This window comes from Pantoea sp. GCM10028869, assembly GCF_042666835.1.
Taxonomy (GTDB): domain Bacteria; phylum Pseudomonadota; class Gammaproteobacteria; order Enterobacterales; family Enterobacteriaceae; genus Pantoea; species Pantoea leporis.
This window is the reverse complement of record NZ_JBHTGO010000005.1, coordinates 1-20,156: the sequence shown is the minus strand read 5'-3', so window position 1 is coordinate 20,156 and position 20,156 is coordinate 1. Positions and strand designations below refer to the sequence as shown.

Annotated in this window: 15 protein-coding genes; 8 read left to right on the top strand and 7 right to left on the bottom strand. The window is 55.7% G+C overall.

All coding sequences use genetic code 11. The features are described 5' to 3' along the window. Nucleotides 1–9: 9 nt before the first annotated feature. The 3 genes from ACFQW4_RS14105 to ACFQW4_RS14095 all read left to right on the top strand — a co-directional run bounded on the left by ACFQW4_RS14105 (nt 10) and on the right by ACFQW4_RS14095 (nt 3,279). The gene (locus ACFQW4_RS14105) at nt 10–669 is read left to right on the top strand and encodes a response regulator transcription factor (RefSeq protein WP_008105599.1); all 660 of its coding nucleotides are present in this window, start codon (nt 10–12) and stop codon (nt 667–669) included. Beyond that, nucleotides 666–2,024 carry a HAMP domain-containing sensor histidine kinase gene (locus ACFQW4_RS14100; protein WP_137384992.1) on the top strand — a complete coding sequence of 453 codons (1,359 nt, stop codon included), beginning with the start codon at nt 666–668 and terminating at the stop codon, nt 2,022–2,024. Before ACFQW4_RS14105 ends, ACFQW4_RS14100 begins: the two co-directional genes overlap by 4 nt. A 388-nt stretch (nt 2,025–2,412) precedes the next feature. Then, nucleotides 2,413–3,279 carry a nucleoside-specific channel-forming protein Tsx gene (locus tag ACFQW4_RS14095; RefSeq protein ID WP_101762354.1) on the top strand — a complete coding sequence of 289 codons (867 nt, stop codon included), beginning with the start codon at nt 2,413–2,415 and terminating at the stop codon, nt 3,277–3,279. Nucleotides 3,280–3,403: 124 nt separating this feature from the next. On the opposite strand, the gene yjdN is transcribed toward ACFQW4_RS14095, so the two are convergent. Continuing rightward, the gene (gene yjdN, locus ACFQW4_RS14090) at nt 3,404–3,835 is read right to left on the bottom strand and encodes a VOC family metalloprotein YjdN (protein ID WP_101762355.1); all 432 of its coding nucleotides are present in this window, start codon (nt 3,833–3,835) and stop codon (nt 3,404–3,406) included. Nucleotides 3,836–3,913: 78 nt separating this feature from the next. Further along, the gene (locus ACFQW4_RS14085; protein ID WP_101762356.1) at nt 3,914–4,816 is read right to left on the bottom strand and encodes a LysR family transcriptional regulator; all 903 of its coding nucleotides are present in this window, start codon (nt 4,814–4,816) and stop codon (nt 3,914–3,916) included. 113 nt (nt 4,817–4,929) lie between these two features. Here ACFQW4_RS14085 and ACFQW4_RS14080 point away from each other — a divergent pair, with 113 nt between their 5' ends. From ACFQW4_RS14080 to ACFQW4_RS14065, 4 genes are all read left to right on the top strand, one after another. Next, a complete protein-coding gene (locus ACFQW4_RS14080) occupies nt 4,930–6,243 on the top strand; it encodes an amidohydrolase (protein ID WP_101762357.1) in 1,314 nt (437 codons plus the stop codon). Then, a complete protein-coding gene (locus ACFQW4_RS14075) occupies nt 6,240–7,685 on the top strand; it encodes a M20 family metallopeptidase (RefSeq protein ID WP_377725872.1) in 1,446 nt (481 codons plus the stop codon). Before ACFQW4_RS14080 ends, ACFQW4_RS14075 begins: the two co-directional genes overlap by 4 nt. A 210-nt stretch (nt 7,686–7,895) precedes the next feature. Next, the gene (gene abgT / locus ACFQW4_RS14070; protein ID WP_101762360.1) at nt 7,896–9,416 is read left to right on the top strand and encodes a p-aminobenzoyl-glutamate transporter; all 1,521 of its coding nucleotides are present in this window, start codon (nt 7,896–7,898) and stop codon (nt 9,414–9,416) included. A gap of 190 nt (nt 9,417–9,606) precedes the next feature. Continuing rightward, on the top strand, nt 9,607–11,034 hold the full coding sequence (locus tag ACFQW4_RS14065; RefSeq protein WP_377725870.1) for an MFS transporter: 1,428 nt from the start codon (nt 9,607–9,609) through the stop codon (nt 11,032–11,034). A 49-nt stretch (nt 11,035–11,083) separates the two neighbouring features. Here the strand turns inward: ACFQW4_RS14065 and ACFQW4_RS14060 are convergent, their stop codons facing one another. The 4 genes from ACFQW4_RS14060 to ACFQW4_RS14045 all read right to left on the bottom strand — a co-directional run bounded on the left by ACFQW4_RS14060 (nt 11,084) and on the right by ACFQW4_RS14045 (nt 18,451). Continuing rightward, nucleotides 11,084–14,248 carry an Ig-like domain-containing protein gene (locus tag ACFQW4_RS14060; protein ID WP_377725868.1) on the bottom strand — a complete coding sequence of 1,055 codons (3,165 nt, stop codon included), beginning with the start codon at nt 14,246–14,248 and terminating at the stop codon, nt 11,084–11,086. 350 nt (nt 14,249–14,598) lie between these two features. Next, nucleotides 14,599–15,918, bottom strand: coding sequence for a cytochrome c (locus ACFQW4_RS14055; protein WP_350261432.1), 1,320 nt, complete (start codon nt 15,916–15,918; stop codon nt 14,599–14,601). A gap of 11 nt (nt 15,919–15,929) precedes the next feature. After that, the gene (locus tag ACFQW4_RS14050) at nt 15,930–17,714 is read right to left on the bottom strand and encodes a GMC family oxidoreductase (protein ID WP_101762364.1); all 1,785 of its coding nucleotides are present in this window, start codon (nt 17,712–17,714) and stop codon (nt 15,930–15,932) included. Nucleotides 17,715–17,716: 2 nt separating this feature from the next. Continuing rightward, nucleotides 17,717–18,451 carry a gluconate 2-dehydrogenase subunit 3 family protein gene (locus tag ACFQW4_RS14045; RefSeq protein WP_101762365.1) on the bottom strand — a complete coding sequence of 245 codons (735 nt, stop codon included), beginning with the start codon at nt 18,449–18,451 and terminating at the stop codon, nt 17,717–17,719. Between the two features lie 296 nt (nt 18,452–18,747). Here ACFQW4_RS14045 and sbmA point away from each other — a divergent pair, with 296 nt between their 5' ends. Continuing rightward, on the top strand, nt 18,748–19,983 hold the full coding sequence (gene sbmA / locus ACFQW4_RS14040; RefSeq protein WP_101762366.1) for a peptide antibiotic transporter SbmA: 1,236 nt from the start codon (nt 18,748–18,750) through the stop codon (nt 19,981–19,983). 99 nt (nt 19,984–20,082) lie between these two features. On the opposite strand, the gene ACFQW4_RS14035 is transcribed toward sbmA, so the two are convergent. After that, nucleotides 20,083–20,156: hypothetical protein (locus ACFQW4_RS14035; protein WP_225614602.1), on the bottom strand; the 74-nt coding region annotated here is incomplete at its 5' end.

The following is a 20,156-nucleotide window of genomic DNA, read 5'->3' as shown; positions in this document are numbered from 1 at the left end:
GAGGGCATCATGCGTGTGCTGCTGGTAGAAGATGACGAAATGATTGGCGCGAATCTGCAGCAAGCGCTGGAAGCGGCAGGTTGGTCGGTGGATTGGGTACGCGACGGCGTGTATGCCAGTAATGCCTGGGCTGAAGGCGGCTATACCTGCGTGTTACTGGATCTGGGCTTGCCGCGTGAAGATGGCCTGCAGGTGCTGCGTCGTGCGCGCACGCGTGGCGACATGACGCCGGTGCTGGTGCTCACCGCCCGCGATACCGTGCAGCAACGTATTCAGGGATTGGACAGCGGCGCCGACGACTATTTGCTGAAACCCTTTGATCTGCAAGAAGTGCTGGCGCGTATGCGCGCCATTACCCGCCGTCGCCACGGTGCAGCAGATTCTCTGCTCGGCAGCGGTGATGTGCAAATCGACATCATGACGCGCGAAGTGCTGTACAAAGGCCAGCGCGAACAGCTCACCGCACGCGAATATGCCCTGCTCTACGCCTTGCTGGAGCGGCCGGGCGCCATTCTTTCGCGCGAACAGTTAGAAAACCGCATTTACGGCTGGGGCGAAGAGGTCAGCAGCAACGCGGTGGATGTGCTGATCCACGGAATGCGTCGCAAACTGGATAACGAAGTGATCCGCAACGTACGCGGACTTGGCTGGCGGGTACCGGCAATATGAAACCTTTCACCTTTATGCGCTCGCTGCGTAACAAGCTGCTCGCCACGCTGGTGATTCTGCATCTGGCGATGATTGGCGGCGTCACCTGGTATTTCTATCACTGCTACGGCGACATGATGGGCACCATGAAAGACGACCAGCTAGCCAAGATCGCCGATGCGTGGGCCAGCAGCCAACGTATGCCGGCCCTAATGCCGATGGTGATGCATGAAGAGAAACTGAAAAGCACCTATATCGTCCAGCTGTGGGACGAAAGCAATCATCTGCGCGCCAGCTCCTGGCCGGGCCTGCATGCGCCATTGCAGCTGAAAAAAGGCTGGACCGATTTGAAAGTCGGAGACTGTGGCGACGACTGCGAATGGCGTGTCTATACGCGGCCCGGCGAGCTGGGCAGTGAAATTGGCAACATTCAGGTATTACACAATATCGGCTACATGAAAAGTATCATGGTCAAGCGAGCGCTCTCCGCCATCATTCCGCTGGTGCTGATGATGCCGCTCTCACTGATTGTGATATGGCTGGTGGTGCGCGCTATTACGCGCGATTTACGTGTGGCGTCGCGCCATATCGCAGCGCAGGAAACCCTGCATCCGCACAGCGTTTCACCTGATGGTTTACCGGATGAAGTGCTGCCGCTGGTGGCAGCTTACAACGCCTTGCTGGATAGACTGCGCGCGGCATGGTCATCGCAGCGCCAGTTCCTTGAAGATGCGGCGCATGAGCTGCGCACGCCGGTCACCGCCGTGACCTTGCAACTGGAGAATCTGCGGCAGCATATTCAACCCGGTGAAGCCAGCCGCCAGTTTGACCAGTTGGAAGCGGGCGTGACGCGCACGCGCCATCTGGTGACGCAGCTGCTGAATATCTCGCGTCAGGAAGATCAATCGGTGGTCGCCACAGTGGAAAGCATCGAACTGGACGACCTGCTGAAAGAGAGCATTGAGCAACTGATGGTGGTGGCGGATAAGCGCGGCATCGATATCGGCTTCAACGGCACCACACATTATCGCCTGCACGCCAGCCGCTCCGATCTGCGCAGCCTGTTCGATAACCTGATTGGCAATGCGATGCTGCATACGCCGGAAGGCAGTTTGGTCGATGTGCTGCTGCATCGCGTCGGCAATCACACCGTGGTGGATATCGTCGATAACGGTCCCGGCATGGCGGAATCCTTTATCGAGCGCGCCTTTGACCGCTTCACCCGTTCGCCGGATGTGCAGGCGCAAGGCAGCGGACTGGGCTTGTCGATTGTGCGCAGCGTGGCGCAGAAACATCAGATGCAGGTTGCGCTGTCGAACCGCCACGATCCGCAGGGCCAGATTGCCGGCCTGCAGGTGCGCGTGACATTGCCATAAACTTCACCGTGCCGTAGCGGCGCAATTTATTGCGCAAAGTTGCTATGGGCACGGTGCGACATCAAAACAACGCGATAAATCGCGCCGCTACATCCTTTCCCTACATCAATAACTTTCCGTGCTGAACGCGACACGTAAACGGTTGCGGGGTTCCGTTCGCTACACGGGATTAATGTGATAGCGATCACATTTTCAGTGAATCAAACTGCAACACTTTTTGACAAACGTGACCAAAATCTATTTTCTATGCCTCTGTTACAGGCACATTACGCAAGCTTGAAAATCTGACGATGCAGACCGGATACGACAACTCACTGCCCATCCCCTGGGATCAATTTCACCCGATCGCGGCGACGGCCCGGCGATCAAAAGCATGTGGTTAACAATAATGAAATATAAAGCGTTGATAGCAGGGGCCTTATTGGCCAGCAGCTGGACTGGTGCGGCACAAGCAGCAGACAGCGATCCGCAGTACGTTTCTGACTGGTGGCATCAGAGCGTGAACGTGGTGGGCAGCTACCACACCCGTTTTGGACCCCAGTTCAACAACGACGTGTACCTGGAATATGAAGCCTTTGCCAAAAAGGATTGGTTCGATTTCTACGGCTACCTCGATCTAACCAACTTCTTCGGCGTGGGCAACAGCAACGCTAACGGCGTGTTCGACCACGGTTCGCCGATGTTCATGGAAATTGAGCCACGTTTCTCCATCGATAAGCTGACCGGCACCGATCTCTCTTTTGGTCCGTTTAAAGAGTGGTACTTCGCTAACAACTACATCTACGACATGGGTCGCAACAGCGATAACCGTCAGAACACCTGGTACATGGGTCTTGGCACCGACATCGATACGCACAGCGATATCGGCCTGTCGCTGAACGTTTACGCTAAATACCAGTGGGAAAACTACGGTGCGGCGAACGAAAACAGCTGGGATGGTTATCGCTTTAAGGTGAAATACTTTGTGCCGATTACCGATCTGTGGGGCGGCAAGCTGAGCTATATCGGCTTCACCAACTTCGACTGGGGTTCAGATCTGCGTGATAAGTCCGATCGTTCACGCACCAGCAACTCGATTGCGTCCAGCCACATTCTGTCGCTGAACTACGATCACTGGCATGTTTCTACTGTGGCGCGTTATTTCCACAACGGCGGCCAGTGGGCTGACGGCCAGGAGCTGAACTTCGGTAACGGTCCATTTGAAGTGAAATCAACCGGTTGGGGTTACTATTTGGTGGTGGGTTACAACTTCTAAGTTGTTGGTTTCCCTCACCCTAACCCTCTCCCACAAGTGGGAGAGGGAACAGATCGTGCCCCTACCAACTCCCTCTCCCGCTTGCGGGAGAGGGCTGGGGTGAGGGCCAGCGCGCACCATCCACTCAAATCTGCGGCTTATACGCATTCACCATCCACGGCACGCCGAACTTATCGGTCAACATACCAAAGCCATTAGCCCAAAACGTCGGTGCCCAGCTTTTCGTCACCTCACCGCCCGCTGACAACGCATCAAACCAACGCTTGCCCTGCGCCTCATCCGGCGTGGATAAACTCACGGCAAAACCGCCATACGCCGCCTGCGGTGCGCCGTCACTCATCATCAATTCACCCTGCCCGATACGCAGATGGGCATGCATGATCTGCTCCGGCGAAAAGCTCACGCCCGAGATGCAGCCTTCATCCTCCACCGGCGTTTCATCCGGCATATCGCCATAGGTCATCTTGAACAGCAGCTCGCCGTCGGTGGCGTCGAGGTAGAAGGCAATCGCCTCTTCGCAGCGACCGCTGTAAAACACATACGGGGTAACTTGCATGGTCTGTTCTCCATAAAGGGAATGTCCACTGCAAGTGTAGTGCGCAATAGTTATACAGTTGCGAGCCGGGCCGCACTCTTACCTTTGCTGACAGTAGCGCCGGAACAGCTGCGCCATGTAGGCACTCATCGGCGTCAACGCGGTGTCTTTGCGCTGAATAAGATAGAAAGTGGCTTTCGGTAAAGGTTCGTCGAGAACGAGAGAAATCAGCTGGCCGCCGTGTGTAGGATCTTCAATCACATCGCGCGAAATAATGCTGACGAAATCGCTCTGCGCCACCAGGCTGGTGCAGGCCATAAAGGTCTCGCAGGTGACGACAATTTTCGGCGCCATGCCGCGCTCGCCAAACAGATCGTGTAGCAGCCGATAATAGCTCCCTTGCGGTGTCGGCATGGTCCAGTCGCAGTGTTGCAGCTCGGCCAGCGTGCGCGCATGCGCCATCGGATGCCCTTTGCGCATCACCACCTGATAATCGCGCTCCATCAGCCGTTCAAAAACTAACTCCTGATCGAGATGATTTTTATCGTAGGTATTGATGGTGAAATCCAGCTCGCCCTGACGCAGTTCATGCACCATCGAAACCAGCTGACCTTCAACAATCCGCACCTTGACCAGCGGATATTCGCGATGAAACTGATTGATCACCTGCGGCATGACGGTGCGCGCAATACTGCCACCCACGCCGATATTGACGCGCCCGCCGGCCAATCCCAGCCGCTGCTGAATATCTTCCTGCGCCACCCGCAACTCTTCCAGCACCAGGCTGGCATGCTTGAAAAAGTTATCACCGATATCAGTCAGCGTAACGCCCTGCTGTCGCCGCTCGAACAGGCGCGCGCCCAGCGCCAGCTCCAGTTCCTGGATCGCTTTGGTCAGCGCAGGCTGTGAAAGCCCGGACAAGCGGCTGGCGGCGCGGATGCTGCCCTGACGCGCCACAGCAACAAAAGCGCGCAACTGATGAAGTTTGAGGTTCGCAGACATAGTTTGGTGATAACCATTGTTTATCAGTAGCAAGATATTCGCATCTTATGCGCGGCAAAACCAATGTGTAGATTCGGATGAATGCATAAAAAACCAACACAAAGGAAATGCCGATGAAAACCCTTTCTGACCTCGTCAACGCGCGCATCCCGCAGATGCAGGCCTGGCGACGCGATCTGCACCACTTTGCCGAATCGGGCTGGCTGGAGTTCCGCACCGCCACACTGGTGGCAGAAGAGCTGCATCGTCTTGGTTATCAACTCAAGCTGGGCCGCGAGGTGATCGATGCCGATTCGCGCATGGGATTGCCCTCTGATGAAGTGCTGGCGCAGCAGGAAGCGCGCGCGCTGGAACAAGGCGCGCTGCCGCAGTGGATTAAACACTTCTCCGGCGGATTTTGTGGCGTGGTCGCTACACTGGAAACCGGTCGTCCCGGCCCGGTAATGGGTTTCCGCGTGGATATGGATGCGCTCGATCAGAACGAAAGCCACGCCGCCGATCATCTGCCAACGCGCGAAGGCTTTGCCTCCTGCAATCCCGGCATGATGCACGCCTGCGGTCACGACGGCCACACCACCATCGGTTTGGCGCTGGCGGGCGTGTTGATGGAGATGAAAGCGCAGCTGAGCGGCACCATCAAAATCATTTTCCAGCCAGCGGAAGAAGGCGTACGCGGTGCGAAGGCGATGGTGGCCGCTGGCGTGGTGGATGATGTCGATCTGTTCACCGCCATTCATCTTGGTACCGGCGTGCCCGCCGGCGAAATCGTTTGTGGCAGCGACAGCTTCCTCGCCACCACCAAACTCGACGTCAGTTTCACCGGCGTCGGCGCGCACGCCGGCGGCAAACCGGAAGAGGGCCGTAATGCCCTGCTGGCGGCGGCGCAGGCAACGCTGGCGCTGCACAACCTGCCGCAGCACAGCGGCGGTGTGGCGCGCGTCAACGTCGGCGTATTGCAGGCCGGAACCGGACGCAACGTGGTGCCCGACTGCGCGCTGATGAAGGTGGAAACGCGCGGCGTCAGCAATCAGGTCAACGATGATATCTATCAGCAGGCGCTGCGCGTGATTGGCGGTGCGGCAGCAATGTACGGCGTGGAATATGAGGTCAAGCTGATGGGCGGCGCGCGCAGCTGCACGCCGAGCCCGCCGTGGGTGGCGTTCATCCACCAGCAGGCCGAGGCGCTGGGCATTTTCACCTCAGTGGTCGATACGAAACAGCAGGCGGCGGGCTCGGAAGATGCCACTTACATGCTGGAGCGCGTGCAGCAGCGCGGCGGCCAATCCTCCTACGTGATTTTCGGCTGCGATCTGGCGGCGGGCCATCATAACGCGAAGTTCGATTTTGACGAAGCGATCATGGCGACCGCGGTGCAAACGCTGGCGACGCTGGCCCTCAATCACGCACAGTTTGGAGGCCAGCGATGAGCCACAGCGAATTTGTTGATCGCTACATCAACCAAAACCAGCCGCGTTTTACCGCCCTCAGCGATGCCATCTGGGACGTACCGGAAACCCGTTTTGAAGAGACAAAGTCCTCCGCACTGCTGGCCGATGCGCTGGAGCAAGAAGGTTTTCGCGTGGAGCGCGGCGTCGGCAACATCGATACCGCGTTTATCGCCAGCATTGGCAGCGGCAAACCGGTGATCGCCATTCTCGGCGAGTTCGATGCGCTGGCCGGTTTAAGCCAGCAATCGGGGTGCGCCACGCCACAGCCGCTGGTGGAAAACGGCAACGGCCACGGCTGCGGACACAATCTGCTCGGCACCGCCGGTTTGGCCGCCGCTTTCGCCATCAAAGCCTGGTGGGCGCAACACGGCCAGCGCGGCACGCTGCGCTTTTACGGCTGTCCCGGCGAAGAAGGTGGCTCCGGCAAAACCTTTATGGTGCGCGAAGGCTTGTTCGACGATGTCGACGCGGCGGTGACCTGGCATCCCGAAGGTTTCAGCGGCATGTTCAACCTCAGCACGCTGGCCAATATTCAGGCCGCCTTCCGCTTCAAAGGCGTGGCGGCGCATGCGGCCAACTCACCGCATTTAGGGCGCAGCGCTCTGGATGCGGTGACGCTGATGAACACCGGCGCCAACTTTCTGCGCGAGCATATCGTGCAGGAAGCGCGTCTGCACTACGCGGTGACCAATGCCGGCGGCGTCTCCCCCAATGTGGTGCAAGCCGATGCCGAAGTGCTGTACCTGATTCGCGCGCCGCAGCTCGATCAGGCGCAGGATATCTATCAGCGCGTCATCAACATCGCCAAAGGCGCGGCGCTGATGACCGACACGCAGATGACGGTGCGCTTCGATAAAGCCTGTTCTAATTACGTGCCGAATCGCGCGCTGGAAAGCGTGATGGAGCGCTATTTGCATCAGTTTGGTTTGCCTGACTACAGTCAAGCGGAACAGGCGTTTGCCGCCGAGATGCGCTCCACGCTAAGCAAAGACGATCTGCGTAACGCGCGTCTCAATGCGGCGCGCACCGGCGGTGAAGCGGGCGTTGCCTGGGCAGCGGCGCTGGACGACAAGATTTTGATGGATGAAGTGGCGCCCTATGCAGTGACGCGCGAGATCCTTTACGGCTCAACCGACGTTGGCGATGTGAGTTGGGTGACGCCCACCGCGCAATGTTTTGCGCCCTGCTTCGCCTTCGGCACGCCGCTGCACACCTGGCAGCTGGTGGCGCAGGGCCGCACGTCCATTGCGCACAAAGGCATGTGTCTGGCCGCCAAAGTGATGGCCGCCACCGCGCTGACCTTGCTGCAGGATGACGCGGCGCTGGCGCGCTGCCGCGACGAGTTCCAGCGCGTACGCCGCGAGCAGCCTTACGTCTGCCCGATTCCAGCGGATGTCACACCGTCGAAGTTAACGTCCTAGGATTTACCTCTCACGTTTATAAACGCGGGCAAAAAAAAATATAAAAACTAAAGCCCAAAATAATTCGAGCTGCAGGAAGGCGGCAAGTGCGGGCATCCCCAGGAGCTTACTCAAGTAAGTGACTGGGGTGCACGCACGCAGCCAACGCACCTGCAGCTCGAAGTATGAAGGGCTTGCAAACACAATAAGACGACTAACGAGGATTAATCTATGGAAGCCACCACGGAGAACCGCAGCCCTGGAAAGCTGTTTAGCTGGATTGAACGCGTCGGCAACAAAGTGCCGAACCCGTTTTTACTGTTCGTCTATTTGATTGTGGTGCTGATGGTGGCCACCGCCGTGCTCAGCAGCCTCGACGTGGCGGTGAAAAACCCGGCCAACGGCGAGCTGGTGCGGGTAAACAACCTGCTGAGCGTGGCAGGGATTCAATGGATCCTGCCCAATATCATTAAAAACTTCAGCGGCTTCACGCCGTTAGGATCGATTCTGGCGCTGGTGATTGGTGCCGGCCTGGCGGAAAAAGTTGGCCTGCTGCAGTCGCTGATGGTGAAGATGGCTTCGCGCGTGAGCCGTCGCTACGCCAGCTACATGGTGCTGTTTATCGCCTTCTTCAGCCACATCTCGTCTGATGCCGCGCTGGTAGTAATGCCGCCGCTCGGCGCGCTGATCTTCCTCGCGGTGGGGCGTCATCCGGTGGCGGGATTGATGGCGGCGATTGCGGGCGTGGCGTCCGGTTTTACTGCCAACCTGCTGATTGTCACCACCGACGTGCTGCTGTCCGGCATCAGTAGCGAAGCCGCCAAAGCGGTGAGCGACACCGTACACGTTAGCGTGATCGACAACTGGTACTTTATGGCCAGCTCGGTGATTGTGCTGACCATCGCCGGTGCGCTGCTAACCGATAAGTTTGTCGAGCCGCGCCTGCCCGCGTGGAACGGCGGCAATAGCGATCGTCTGCCGCCGCTCACCGCGCTGGAGAATCGCGGCCTGAAAGCCGCCGGCATCGCCGCGCTGGTGTTTATCGCGCTGATGGCGCTGCTGGTGGTGCCGGAACACGCGCCGCTGCGCAATCCAAAAACCGGCGGCATTATTCCCTCGCCGTTTATTCAGGGCATTGTGCCAATCATCATCCTGTTCTTCTTTGTGGTGGCGATTGCCTATGGCGCGGTAACCAAACAGATTCGCCGCGCGGATGATATCCCGCAGCTGCTGGTGGATCCGATGAAGAGCATGGCGGGCTTTATTGTGATGGTGTTTCCGCTGTCGCAGTTCGTGGCCTTCTTCAACTGGAGCAACATGGGCAAGTTTATGGCCATCGGCCTGACCGATGTGCTGGAGAGCGCGGGCATCAGCGGCGCACCGGCGTTTATGGGCTTGATGTTCCTGTCGGCGTTCCTGTGCATGTTTATCGCCAGCGGATCGGCGATCTGGTCGATTCTGGCGCCGGTATTTGTGCCGATGTTTATGCTGCTTGGCTTCCATCCGGCGTTTGCCCAGATGATCTTCCGCATCGCCGATTCTGCGGTGTTGCCGCTGGCACCGATGTCGCCGTTCCTGCCGCTGTTCCTCGGCTTCCTGCAGCGTTATCAAAAAGATGCGCAACTGGGCACCTATTACGTGCTGATCTTCCCCTATCCGCTGGTGTTCTTCACCACCTGGATTGTGCTGCTGCTGGCGTGGTACGCGCTGGGTTTACCGATCGGTCCCGGCGTCTACCCAAGCCTGCACTAAGCCTGCGCCACGGATGGCGATCACTTTTCTGTGAACTGCAACGTATGTTGCCAAAATGTCACCGTCCCGCCTCTCGGCAACTCTCAGCGAATTTATTATCCTGCTATTCCTTCGCTTGCTAACGGTTAATTATTTTTAAAACCCATCTCAGCCGTCAGCGGGTTCTGCAAACACCGAGGTATACATAATAATGACAACCATCACGTCGACAGGGATGGTGAACGATCACATGAGCGCGGATCGCCGCACCTTAGCCGGGCGCATTGATGCGCTGCCCTCGTCCGCCGGTCTCTGGCGCTTTATCACGCTGCTGGCGCTGGGCGGCTTCTTTGAGCTCTACGATCTGTTCGAAACCGGCTACATCAGCTCCGGCCTGGTGGCGGCGGGCGTGTTTCATACCGGTTCTGCGGGCGTGTTCGGCATCGCCGACCAGGCCGCATTTGCCTCGGCCACCTTCCTCGGTTTGTTTGTCGGCGCGAGTTTGCTTGCGCCCTACGCCGACCGTTTTGGTCGCCGCCTGACCTTTATGTGCGCGCTGGCGTGGTACGGCGCGTTTTCGCTGCTGATGGCGTTCCAGCAGAGCGCAGAGATGATTATCCTGTTCCGCTTCCTGGTCGGCATTGGCCTCGGCGTCGAGCTGGTGACCATCGATACCTATCTTTCCGAATGGGTACCGGCGCATCTGCGCAGCCGCGCGTTCGCCTTCTCCTTCTTTATCCAATTCCTGTCGGTGCCGACGGTGGCGCTGATGTCATGGTGGCTGGTGCCGCAAACCATTCTCAGTCTTGAAGGCTGGCGCTGGGTGGTGATTGCCGGTGCGGTCTGCTCGCTGGTGATCTGGCTGATTCGAAAAAACCTGCCCGAATCGGCGCGTTGGCTGGCGCAACAAGGACGGCATCAGGAAGCGCATCAGGTGCTGAGTGCGATGGAAAAGCGCTGTGGTATCGCATCTCCCCTTCCCCCAGTTGTGGGGGAAGGCCGGGATGGGGGACGGTTCGCACCTGAGCAACCTAAGCAAGGGCGTTTCAGCGAGATTTGGGCACCGGCCTATCGCAAGCGCACGCTGATGCTGGTGGTGATGAACTTCTTTCAGGCGATCGGCTTTTTTGGCTTCGGCAACTGGCTGCCGGCGCTGCTGTCGGGCAAAGGCGCGACCGTCACACACAGCCTGCTGTATGCGTTTTTCATTACGCTGGCCTATCCGCTCGGCTCGCTGATTTGCAGCCGCTACGCCGATAAGCTCGAGAATAAATGGCAGATCGTGTTTTCATCGCTGATGACGGTGGTGTTCGGCACGCTGTTTGCGTTTATGACCAATCCGGTGCTGATGATCATCTGTGGTTTCCTGATCACTTACAGCAATGCATGGCTAACCTTCAGCTATCACGCTTATCAGACCGAGATTTTCCCGACGCACATTCGCGCCCGCGCGGTGGGTTTCTGCTACTCGTTTAGCCGCCTGTCGACGGTGTTCAGCAGTATTTTAATTGGCCTTATTTTGCAGTATGCCGGCAGCCAGGGCGTGATCGCCTTTATCGTGCTGAGCATGCTGATTGTGATGCTGTCGGTGGGGATTTACGGGCCGAAGACCCGTGGGATGGATTTGGAGAATATTTGAAGACTAATAAAGAAATGGCGGCCAATATTGCCGCCATGATTAGACGCGGTTAAACCAGATCGATTTTCACGCCTTGTTCTACCAGTAATTCAACATCCAAGCCGTCGTGGGTATATATCTGATATTTCAAGCCTGCCACTGATACATTTCCTTTCTGCCGATGCCAATCACCTTCATCAATGCCATTGCCTAACAAATCATCAAGCTTAATGACATCATTTTTATTGCCGTGCACCACCATTTGCGTTTTGCCATCCTGAATAAAGAGATCTTTGCTACCCGCGCTAAGGATGTCACTGACATTAATACTCAGTGTATTCCCAGCAGTGCTATTAGCCATATTCACAATCGATTTTTGGCTGCTGGTAGCGAGTAAGTCAGCTGAGTAATCGTATGAAATGCCATTCATTTCGGATGTAAAACTATCGGGTTTGGCGTCAAAGGTGAAAATAGTCGCTTTAGGATCCCGTACCGTGCTGCCGGATACCTGGAAATCGTGCCTGCCGTATGCGGTGAGCTGCGGCACATTAAATGTCCATTCGCCATTGGCATTAGCCTTCGCACTGCCACTGATCCACCATGTGCCGTTGTCATGCCTGGCATGAATGTAAACGGTGCTGTTAGCCGATGTATAGCCTTTCAGGGTCGGCGTCAAATCGTCAGTCCGGCCACCGTTCTCAACACTGCCCTGGAGCAGACCATTGTTGTCATGGGCAGAAACAATGACCGGAACAACCAAACTATCAGGCGCGGCATACAGCGAGAAAATGCTGGCGCTGGGATCGCGTACTTCACGGCCAGAGACCTGGAATGCGTAGGTGCCGTAGGCAGTCAACTGCGGCATATCATATGCCCACTCTCCTTTGGCGTTGGCTTTCGTGCTGCCACTTATCCACCATGTACCATTTTCATGCTTAGCATAAACGTAGACGGTATCGTTAGCAGGGGCACTGCCTTTCAGGGTTGGCTTCAGGTCGTCGGTACGTCCACTGTTCGCAATGGTGCCCTTGATCAGGCCAATATTGTCGTAAACGGAATCAATCATCGGAGCATCAGGAGCCGCATACAACGTGAAAGTAGCGGCTTTGGGATCGTGGGTCGCGCTGCCCGAAGCCTGAAAATCGTAGATGCCGTAATTAGGCAGTTGCGGCATATCATATGACCACTCACCTTTGGCATCCGCTTTCGCACTGCCGCTAACCCACCATTTGCCGCTTTCATGCTTGGCATGAATGTAGACAATTGCGCCCGCAGAGGCATGCCCTTTCAGAGTTGGCGTCAGGTCATCGGTTCGGCCATTATGCTCGATTGTGCCCTGCCTCAGACCGTTGTTGTCGATGAGGTAATCAATGACCGGTGGAATCTGCACGTCCGGGCCCGCATACAGCGTGAAAGTCGCGGCTTTTGGATCGCGTGTCGCGCTGCCAGATGCCTCGAAATTATAGTTGCCGTAGGCGGACAGCTGAGGTAAATCAAATGTCCACTCCCCCTGGGCGTTGGCCTTGGCACTGCCGCTGACCACCCAGGTACCGTTTTCATGTTTAGTATGAACGTAGACAATCGCGCCAGCAGAGGCATGCCCTTTCAGGGTTGGTGTCAGATCGTCGGTACGCCCGCCGTTCTGGATGGTGCCCTGAAGATAGCCATTATTGTCGTAGGCAGAATCAATGACTGGCGTAATCTGCACGTCCGGGCCCGCATACAACGTGAAAGTCGCTGCTTTTGGATCGCGTGTCGCGCTGCTGGAGGCCTCGAAATCGTAGTTGCCATAGGCGGAAAGCTGCGGTAAATCAAATGTCCACTCTCCCTGAGCGTTGACCTTCGCACTGCCGCTGACCACCCAGGTGCCCTTTTCATGTTTAGTATGAATGTAGACAATACTGTTAGCAGTGGCATGCCCTTTCAGGGTTGGCGTCAAATCGTCGGTACGACCACCGTTCTGGATAGTGCCCTGAACGTAGCCATTATTGTCGTAGGCGGAATCAATGACTGGTTGCACATATGCATTGATCTGGAGAGAGAATTCGCCACTCTTACCGTTATAACTCGTTGAGTTAGATGCCTGGAAATCATACACGCCATTGCCGTTAGTCAGCTCAGCTACTTCAATATTCCAGAATCCGTTTGCATCGGCTACGGCACTGCCTTTAAGGGACCAGCTGCCATTTTGATGACGCGCATGAAGGTAGACAATACTGTGAGCTTCAGCACTGCCACTAAAGGATGGCGTAAAATCATCGGTGTCAGCACCAGAAGCGAGTTTGCCCTGCGAATTACCGAAATTATCCCATGCATACTCAATCTTCACGGTAGTGGGGGCAACTGCAATCACGTCAAACGCTGCGGTTGGCTGGCTTAATTCACCTCGGTTGTTCTGCGAACGCAGAGTAATGCTGTTTTTGCCATAGTGCAGAACATCTGAGTTTGCTTCCCAATCCCACTTTCCATTCTCAACCGGAGCAATCCCTACGCGCTTTCCATTAACATAAATATGTACGGATTCGGCGCCAACTGGCGCATTACCACTCAGTGATGGACGAAGATCATCTGTATTTTCGCCATGTTTGATGACACCGGTTTCCTGGCCGTAATTGTCATACACCTCCAGCAATTGAGGTTTATTGATGGTGGGTTCATTGATAAATAGCGTGAAGACATCAGAATCTTCACTGACTTGACCAAAACGATCGGTAGCGGTGATGTAGATACGGTGTTCACCATCACTCAATTTAGGTTCCATTGTCCACTGGCCATTTTTCTCAGCCTGCACACTACCCAATAAGATGCCATTGCTGTATACACGAACAATACTGTCTGGCTCGGCATAACCAGAAATCGTCGGCTTAGGGTCATCAGTAAATCCCTTATTTCCAACTGGCCCCTTAACACTCCCCACATCATCCATAACACTTGTGATACCAGGCTTATCCGGTGCGCTGAGATCAACATTGATGCGTGATTGATAAACATCACCACGATTACCCGCTGCATCATAAAAACGGATGGCAACATTATGTCCACCTTCAGCCAGTTGGAGAGGCAACTGGAATTCCCAATCACCGTTTTCTGCAACTTTGGTCCGGAATGTTTTTCCATTAATAGTAAACTCAACGGTACCATTTTTTACATCAATATAATTTCCTTTCCAGTATTGATATGGCGTGTTTACCCAAATTTCCAGACCTGGCAGAGTGGGATCATAAGATTTTAACATAACAACTCCTTGTGTTAATTTGTTAACAAATTATATAAACTCATCTTGAGGTCAGGATTTTAAATAATCACATAATAATAAAATAACAGAACGGTCTTAAAAAAAAGAAGAGCAATCAATAATATAATAATAAAAAAACAATACTCAAAGTTAATCGCTTCACATTACCCCTCACTATCGCAAAATTAAAAAAAGCATACCAATATATAAAAAATTTAATTATGTAAAAATCAAACAAACCACATTTAATTTTACATAAATACTTAAAGTAAGATAATATTAAAGGAGTGAGGATATTTTGATAAGTGTACATGATTAAAAAATGGAGGCCATACTGGCCTCCTGTAATATTACTGCCCTTCCAACACCTTAATATCCGCATTACCCTGCTTCGGCTGCACGGTTTCATCTTTACGCAACTCGGCCACATCTTTCGCCGACACGCTCGACTTCACGTTATTGCCCCAGCTGCCACGGATAAAGTTCACCACATCCGCCACCTGCTGATCGTTCAGACGCCAGCCGAACGCTGGCATGGTGATCGCCGTAGGTGCGCCTTTCACGCCTGGCAAAGTGCCGCCGACCAATACGATGTGAATCAGCGAGGTCGGATCGTCTGCCATCACCACCGGATTGCCGCGCAGCGCCGGATAAAAGCGCTGATAGCCGCTGCCGTCGGTTTTGTGGCACGCCGCGCAGCTATCGACATAAGTCGATGCGCCCGGCTGGCTGTCGTCACCTTTCCACAACGCCTGAGACACCGCATCATCCTGCTTAAACACCGCCTGATTCGGATCTTTCGCGCCGAGGGATTTCAGATACTTAGCAATCGCGCTGATATCGTCATCGCTCAGATACTGCAGGCTGTGCTGCACCACATCGGTCATGCCACCAAACACCGCAGTGTGATCGTTGCGGCCAAAGCGCAGGAACTGCCTGAGATCCTCTTCGCTCCAGCGGCCTAAGCCATCGCGGTTATCGCCACGCAGGTTGCTGGCGGTCCAGCCATCAATCGGTGCGCTGCTGCCGGCAAGATAGTTATTGCCTTCGCCATTGTTGAGCGCTTTTTCCTGCATGGTGATGCTACGCGGCGTATGGCAAGCGCCACAGTGACCGAGACCTTCCACCAGATAGCGACCGCGTGCCAGCTGCGGATCTTCCTGTGCCGCCGGCTGGAACGCTTTCACATCCGGCGCAAAGATGCCGCGCCAGATGGACAACGGCCAGCGCATCGACAGCGGCCACGGAATGTCGCTCTCTTTGTTGGCCTGCGCCACCGGCTGCACGCCATGCATGAAGTAGGCGTAGAGCGCCTTCATGTCGTCATCGCTGACCACCGCGTAAGACGGATACGGCATCGCCGGATAAAGCGTGTCGCCGTTTTTCGCTACGCCGTGACGCACCGCTTTCTGGAAATCGTCGTAGCTGTAGTCACCAATCCCGGTGGTTTTATCCGGCGTGATGTTGGTGGAGTAAATGGTGCCGATCGGCGTCGCCATCGGCAGTCCACCGGCAAACGGCTGGCCGCCCTGCGCGCTGTGACACGCCACGCAGTCGCCCGCGCGCGCCAGATACTCACCGCGCTTCACCAACGCGTCCGAACCTGCTTCGTCCGCCACTGCGGCGAACGTCATGGTGCCCAGAAACAGGGCTAAAATGCTTTTGATCATCGCCGTGTTCCTTATGCCTGTACCAGCGGGCCGGGGTTCTTCAGATACTGTTCACGAATCGCTTTGGCTGACCAATAGGTCAACGCGGCGACCATGCCCGTTGGGTTGTAGCCGAGTCCCTGCGGGAACGCCGACGCACCTGGCACAAACACGTTCGGCACATCCCAACTCTGCAGGTAACGGTTCACCGCGCTGGTTTTCGGATCTTCACCCATGATCGCGCCGCCGCTCATGTGCGTGGTTTGATACACGGTGGTGTCGAAGTGCGAGCCCGGCCCTTTCGCGCCGCCGATGATCATTTTCGGGTTCATCGCTTCGGTGATTTTGCGCATCTTACCGATCATGAACTGCGCCATCTTGATGTCGTTATCCTGCCAGTCAAAGGTCATACGCAGCAGCGGCTGGCCGTAGGCATCTTTGTAGTTCGGATCGAGATCGAGATAGTTGGCGCGATACGACTGGTGCGCGCCGTGCGCATCCATCGAGATGTGATGGTTGTAGGTATCCGCGACCGCGGATTTCCACTGGCTGCCCCAGTTTGGCGTGCCCTTCGGCGTTGGCAAACCCGAGATCGGCTTGGTACCGGCCTGGTTCACCCAGAATGGCGAACCGCCCACGAAGCCGTGCGGACCGTGATCGAAGTTGTCGGCGTTGAAATCATCCACCGCCACACCTGCGCCACCGGCACCGATAAACGGGTTGGTGGTGGTGTTTTTATCGAACAGCGCTTTCAGCGTCGAGATGTTCTGATAGGCGAAGTTACGGCCCACCACACCTTCGTTGGAAATCGGGTTATACGGCTTGCCAATGCCGGAGAGCAGCATCAGATGCACGTTGTGGAACTGGAACGCCGACAGGATCACCAGATCCGCAGGCTGCACCACTTCGCGGCCCTGACCATCGAGATAGGTCACGCCGGTGGCGCGCTTTTTATCGTCGGTCAGATTGACGCGCAGCACGTAGGCGTTGTTGCGCAGCTCGAACTTCGGTTCCTGACGCAGCGCGGGCAGGATATTGACGTTCGGCGAGGCTTTGGAATACATGTAGCAGGCGTAACCGCTGCAAAAACCGCAGAAGTTGCACGGGCCCATCTGTGCGCCGTAGGTGTTGGTGTAGGGGCCTGAGGTGTTGGCCGACGGCATATCATAAGGGTGATAACCCACTGATTCCGCCGCTTGCGCGAACAGCTGCGCCGAGTAGGTTCGCTTCTGCGCCGGCAGCGGGAAGTCGCTGGAACGATCTGGCGCGTACGGGTTGCCGCCCTTCTCTTTGCCCAGCAGTTTGCCTTTGATTGACCAGGCGCTGCCCGAGGTGCCGAACACTTTCTCGGCCTGATCGAAGAAGGGTTCGAGCTCGTCATAGTTGACGCCGAAATCCTGGATCGTCATGCCTTCCGGGATGAAGTTTTTACCGTAACGCTGCTCGTAATGGCTGCGCAGGTTCAGTTCTACCGGGTCAACACGGAAATGCACGCCTGACCAGTGCAGACCCGCGCCGCCGGTGCCAGTGCCGGGCAGAAACGCTGCCAGCTGGCGATAAGGTACGGCGGTTTGCGAGGCATCGTGACGAATCGTTACGGTGCTTTTCGACAGATCCTGGAACAGCTTTTTGCGGATGTTATAGGTCAGTTCGTCAATCGACTGCGGATAGGATCCATCCGGGTAGGTATCGCGATGCGGACCGCGCTCCAGCGCCACCACATTCAGGCCCGCTTCGGTCAGCTCTTTCGCCATGATGGCACCCGCCCAGCCGAAACCGACGACGACCGCATCCACTTTTTTCAATTCATTTGCCACGCTTACGTCCTCTCCCCGCGAATATCCACTGACGGGAACGGATAACGTTCGCCGCGTTCTACCCAATCCATAAAGTCAGCGCGTGCGCCTGGGAAGCCGATCAGCTTCCAGCCCACCATGCCTTGATTGCCACCGTGGATCGGATCGCTGAAATAGCCCTCGCGGGTGTTTTGCAGCAGGAAGGAGAAGAAGGTTTTCGCTGGCAGCTGCGGGAACTCGGCCGTGCCGCTTTCAAACGCGGTCAGCAGCGCGTCTTGCTGTTCGCCCGTCAGCTCGGCAAACACTTTGCCATGCTGTTTTTTGCTCCAGCCATCGGCATCGGCGAGGCCGAGACGGTAGATCTGCTGCGGCACCAGCGGCAGCTGATAGCCCAACTCTTTTGGCAGATCGGGATTGAACGGACCTTGCATGTACCAGTTGTTACCGGTGGCATACGGCGTGTTCATTTGACGATCGATAAATTCCGGCACGCCGGCTTCAAGTGCGCCAGGACCGCGTTCGTCGTTGGGGATCAGGCGCGCCACGGCCGCAGTGATAAAGGCAAACTCTTCGGCGGTGAACCAGGTGGGCTGGTAGCTACGCGCCTGTTGTGGTGATGCGTTTTGTTCTGCTGCCCCAGCGGCCATTGGTGCCACCAGTGCGCCCATCGCCGTACTGCCCACCGCCATTGCCGGCGCCAGGGTGATGGTTCTCAGCAGAAAATCCCTGCGAGTGTGACCATTTTTTTGTTCTGACATGACATTGCCTCAGTACCACATATAATGCGGCATGAAAGTTAAGTAGTTGCGTTGTATTGTTTTTTTATTGATAGCTTAAGGGATACAGCAGCACTGTTACCGGTAACAGTGCAAATATTGTAACACCATTGCTGTGGATAATTTAGTTGTTAGAAACAAATTCGCACTAATTACTTAACAATTGCCGCTGTCGTTTTACATCGCAGCGGCGAAACTGACATCGTCAGATACAACCCACAACAGACAGATAGAGGTCTGAAGCGGTATAAAAGCGTACACACAACAGCGGAGTGCCTATGTTTAAGTCCTTTTTTCCGCGGCCAACGCTGTTTTTCAGCTCAGCTGCGATTTGGAGTTTGCTGGCGATTTTTGCCTGGTTTGGCTTTTTCAGTGATTTCCCGGCGCGCTGGCCTGCACTACAGGCGGCGATGCACGAACCTTTGCCAACCAATGCCAGCCGTTTTATTCACATCAGCCAACTGTGGTTTTACGCCTATTACTGGATCGTTGCCGGCCTCTTTGCGCTGGCGTGGCGCGTGATTGATAACCATCCGTGGCAGCGCTGGTCGGTTTGGGGTTCAATTCTGATCATCTTTGTCACCTGGTTTGGCGTGCAGGTCGGCGTGGGCGTTAACGCCTGGTACGGCCCGTTCTACGACATGATTCAACAGGCGCTGACCAAAGCCGGTTCCGTCGCCATCCACCAGTTCTATGTGCAAGTGCTGGCGTTTCTCGGTATCGCGCTGATTGCGGTGGTGATTGGCGTTATGAACTCGTTCTTCGTCAGCCATTGGGTATTCCGCTGGCGTACCGCGATGAACAATTACTATATGCACAACTGGCAGCGTCTGCGTCTGGTTGAGGGGGCGGCACAGCGTGTACAGGAAGACACCATGCGCTTCGCTGGCACGTTGCAGGATTGGGGCATCAACTTTATTCAGGCGATTATGACGCTGGTGGCGTTCCTGCCGGTGCTGGTCACGCTGTCGCACCATGTGAAAGAGGTGCCCATTCTTGGCAGCATTCCGTATGCATTGGTGATTGCCGCGCTGCTGTGGTCGCTGTTTGGTACCGCGCTGCTGGCGCTGGTGGGGATTAAACTGCCGGGGCTGGAGTTCCGCAATCAGCGGGTGGAAGCGGCCTACCGTAAAGAGCTGGTATATGGCGAAGACGATCCTGAACGCGCCTCACCGCCGACGGTGCAGGAGCTGTTTAGCCGCGTGCGTCAGAACTATTTCCGCCTCTATTTCCACTATTTGTACTTCAACATCACCCGCATTATGTATCTGCAGGTGGATAACGTGTTCGGGCTGTTTGTGCTGTTCCCGTCGATTGTGGCGGGTACCATTACGCTCGGTCTGCTGAACCAGATCACCAATGTGTTTGATCAGGTGCGCTCGTCGTTCCAGTATTTGATCACGTCGTGGTCAACGCTGATTACGCTGATGTCGATCTATAAACGTCTGCGCAGTTTCGAGCAGATTTTGCAGGATATTCCACACGAAGAGATGATGCGCGAAGCCGCGGAGTAAGGTGGTAGTGCGGTGCGGTCTGGTGCCCTCACCCCGGCCCTCTCCCTGTACAGTCCGGGGACATGGTAGACAGGTGTTCGGGGACATGGTGAACACTTTTTAACATCCTTTACCCATGGTGATCGACTTTTTCTTCAGGTCGATCACCCCCACTTTTGTGCTGTACCACCATA

What these genes read in the sequence shown, in the direction of transcription:
- yjdN (WP_101762355.1), bottom strand. Translation starts at nt 3,835, where the DNA reads ATGCAAGTTACCCCGTATGTGTTTTACAGCGGTCGCTGCGAAGAGGCG.
- ACFQW4_RS14060 (WP_377725868.1), bottom strand. Translation starts at nt 14,248, where the DNA reads ATGTTAAAATCTTATGATCCCACTCTGCCAGGTCTGGAAATTTGGGTA.
- ACFQW4_RS14105 (WP_008105599.1), top strand. Translation starts at nt 10, where the DNA reads ATGCGTGTGCTGCTGGTAGAAGATGACGAAATGATTGGCGCGAATCTG.
- sbmA (WP_101762366.1), top strand. Translation starts at nt 18,748, where the DNA reads ATGTTTAAGTCCTTTTTTCCGCGGCCAACGCTGTTTTTCAGCTCAGCT.
- ACFQW4_RS14075 (WP_377725872.1), top strand. Translation starts at nt 6,240, where the DNA reads ATGAGCCACAGCGAATTTGTTGATCGCTACATCAACCAAAACCAGCCG.
- ACFQW4_RS14065 (WP_377725870.1), top strand. Translation starts at nt 9,607, where the DNA reads ATGACAACCATCACGTCGACAGGGATGGTGAACGATCACATGAGCGCG.
- ACFQW4_RS14080 (WP_101762357.1), top strand. Translation starts at nt 4,930, where the DNA reads ATGAAAACCCTTTCTGACCTCGTCAACGCGCGCATCCCGCAGATGCAG.
- ACFQW4_RS14100 (WP_137384992.1), top strand. Translation starts at nt 666, where the DNA reads ATGAAACCTTTCACCTTTATGCGCTCGCTGCGTAACAAGCTGCTCGCC.
- ACFQW4_RS14095 (WP_101762354.1), top strand. Translation starts at nt 2,413, where the DNA reads ATGAAATATAAAGCGTTGATAGCAGGGGCCTTATTGGCCAGCAGCTGG.
- ACFQW4_RS14045 (WP_101762365.1), bottom strand. Translation starts at nt 18,451, where the DNA reads ATGTCAGAACAAAAAAATGGTCACACTCGCAGGGATTTTCTGCTGAGA.
- abgT (WP_101762360.1), top strand. Translation starts at nt 7,896, where the DNA reads ATGGAAGCCACCACGGAGAACCGCAGCCCTGGAAAGCTGTTTAGCTGG.
- ACFQW4_RS14055 (WP_350261432.1), bottom strand. Translation starts at nt 15,918, where the DNA reads ATGATCAAAAGCATTTTAGCCCTGTTTCTGGGCACCATGACGTTCGCC.
- ACFQW4_RS14085 (WP_101762356.1), bottom strand. Translation starts at nt 4,816, where the DNA reads ATGTCTGCGAACCTCAAACTTCATCAGTTGCGCGCTTTTGTTGCTGTG.